Origin of the sequence: Salipiger sp. HF18 (genome assembly GCF_011806505.1) — a bacterium.
In the GTDB taxonomy this organism is placed as follows: Bacteria; Pseudomonadota; Alphaproteobacteria; order Rhodobacterales; family Rhodobacteraceae; genus Salipiger; species Salipiger thiooxidans.
In genome coordinates, this window is record NZ_JAATOS010000986.1 from 1 (window position 1) to 559 (window position 559).

The 559-nt window shown below is 64.9% G+C and carries 1 protein-coding gene; it reads right to left on the reverse strand.

Features of this window, described 5'->3' with window-relative positions; genetic code table 11:
* Positions 1 to 223, reverse strand: a 223-nt coding sequence (locus tag HC022_RS28410; RefSeq protein WP_167454582.1) for a UvrD-helicase domain-containing protein, incomplete at its 3' end; no start/stop codon positions are given.
* Positions 224 to 559 lie beyond the last annotated feature (336 nt).

The window sequence follows — 559 nt, forward strand, 5'->3', positions numbered from 1 at the left end:
TGCGCGCCTTGCCGCTCACCAGCAGGTGCACGATGCGGCTGGTCAGGGCCTTGGTCTTGCCCGTCCCCGCCCCCGCGAGCATCAGCACCGGCCCGTCGAGCCGTTCGACCGCCTCGCGCTGCGCCGGGTTCAGGTCGTCAAGATAAGGCGCGGGGCGCGCCGCCATGGCGCGCGCCGACAGCGAGGCGCCTTCGGCGGCGTCCATGTCATCGAAACTGCTCATGCCGGGAAATCTAGCGCATGCGCGGCGGCGACAAAAGGTGCGTTCCGCATTTGTTCGTAAAATTGACCGCCGCGGGCGAAATTCAGTTCACGTATTATTAACGCAACCGAGGCGTGTGTCCGTGGTACCCTGTTATCATTATCGGAAGGCGCCTCGTGCTCCCCGAAGAATCCCTTTTCAAGTGCGGCGGCATGGTCGTCACGGCCCGGCCGCCGCACGCAAAGGAACGGCTGCGGGTGCGGGTGCGCCCACTCACGCCCCTCCCGAAGGTGCGACCGGGTTTGCGATCACACGTGGATGATTGAGACCATCGCGACTTTCAGGACGAGACTGCAG